This window comes from Microcoleus sp. OTE_8_concoct_300 (assembly GCF_031383065.1).
Lineage (GTDB): Bacteria > Cyanobacteriota > Cyanobacteriia > Cyanobacteriales > Microcoleaceae > Microcoleus.
In genome coordinates this window covers 1-1,809 of sequence record NZ_JANMZH010000896.1, presented here as the reverse complement: position 1 = coordinate 1,809, position 1,809 = coordinate 1, and the positions used below count along the sequence as shown (strand labels likewise).

1 protein-coding gene and 1 pseudogene are annotated in these 1,809 nt (G+C 43.3%); both read right to left on the bottom strand.

What is annotated here, in order from left to right; genetic code table 11:
* Nucleotides 1–234: pseudogene (locus ACUVJL_RS38965) on the bottom strand (hypothetical protein); the annotation flags it as partial.
* Entirely contained in the window at nucleotides 224–1,285 is a 1,062-nt protein-coding gene (locus ACUVJL_RS38960) for a hypothetical protein (RefSeq protein ID WP_445250707.1), read from the bottom strand. The pseudogene ACUVJL_RS38965 and the gene ACUVJL_RS38960, both read right to left, overlap by 11 nt.
* Nucleotides 1,286–1,809: the final 524 nt, after the last annotated feature.

The window sequence follows — 1,809 nt, the reverse complement described above, 5'->3', positions numbered from 1 at the left end:
AGGGCGACTTGAGAGGGGTAATGATTCGCCACCCCGAGTTTCGCTAATTCTCAATCGAGCGCTATCTGTCACTACATCCATACAAGCACAACCCATCACCACAGCCAAAGCTCCAATTTTTTCAGGAGATTGGAGAAAAGCGTTATCAGTAAAGAATAAAGGGTGTTTCAGGACAGCAAAACTTTTCTCATAGCTAGCTGTCCCATACTTCTCAAATAGACTGCTAGGCGACAAAAATTGTCTGACCTTCAGTCAAACTGGCGAAAGGGTACGTTGTGCCACCAGCTATTAGTTGTTCAAACTCGGAAGCTATCATAAAACTGCTACCCTTGGTGAAAGTCACCGTTGTGTCCCATCTTCCAACGGTATAGCTTCCTGGCGTTAATTCTAGTATGTCATTACCGTTCCCGCCATAAAAATCACCACTACCAAAACCCTTTATATAGTCTTCACCATCTCCTAAAAATATGCTGCCACTGCTATTGGAGCCTGACTCAAAGCCTTCATTAGTAATGATAGAGTCGTTACCATTACCAGTATTAATTGTACCGCCGTTGTTATAAATGCCATATCTGATACCAGTGTCATTAACGTCTCCGTCAACAATGATAGAGTCTTCACCATCACCAGTATTAATAACACCCTCGTTGTAAATGACGCCAGTGCTAGTGATTATGTCGTTACCATCACCAGTCTCAATTTCGTTGAAGTTCTCAAGGGCACGCTTAGGAAAGTCTGTATCGGCAGTAATCGAGTCGTTACCATCTCCTAAAAACACCTCGGCATAGTTAACAAACCCTCCTTGGGAAATGATGGAGTTGTTACCATTACCAGTATTAATTCTACCCTGGTTGAAGTTGAAGATGCCATAAGTGGTGCCAGTGGCAGTGATTATGGCGTCACCATTACCAGTATTTATTGTACCCTGGTTGAAAATGCCATAGGTGGTGCCAGTGGCAGTGATTATGGCGTCACCATTACCAGTATCAATAGTACCGCCGTTGGAGATGCCCATGCTAAAAAGTTTGGCATCGCTAGCAATGCCAGTGATTATGTCGTTACCATTGCCGGTATAAATAGATTGTCCGTTACTAATGCCCACGCTGGTAAATTCGTTAAGGATGTCAACATTACCACTCGTACCAGTGATTGTGTCATTGCCATCGCCAGTATCTATTATAGCTGTATAGTTGCTGATACCAGAGCCTCCTTTATTGGAGATCCCAGTAATTATGTCGTTACCCTCACCAGTATTTAAGAAGGCTGTAGAAGAAGTTATGCCCACGCTAGAAGAAGTTACGAGTCCGCTGTAAAAGGCAGTACCAATGATTATGTCGTCGCCCTTTCCAGTATCGATGCCACCAGTGGCGATGCTACTAGTGGAGAAAAGAGCTATGCCGTTGCCATTAACGAGGTTAGTACCTGCGATGGTGTCGTTACCATCGCCAGTATTTATGGTGCCGGAGTGGACATTGATTCCGCAGGCGCTATTGGAGATGCCAGTAATTAGGTCCTTGCCATTACCAGTATCAATGGTGCTTCCTCCGCCGACGTAAATGCCACCATTAGAACCGAAACTCTGACCTACCTGGTCGATGCCAGTGATTATGTCGTTATCCTCACCAGTATAAATACTACCTATGTTGTAAATACCATAATAAACAGAAGGGCTCTCCTGAGTTTATGGTGTAAAATAGATCAACCAATACAGTTAAAGTAATGAGCTTTCATTTAGACTATTTATTAGACTTGCCTGGAGTCAAGGTTGAAACTTGCACTCAAATTGAAGGAAAAATTTACTTTAAACTG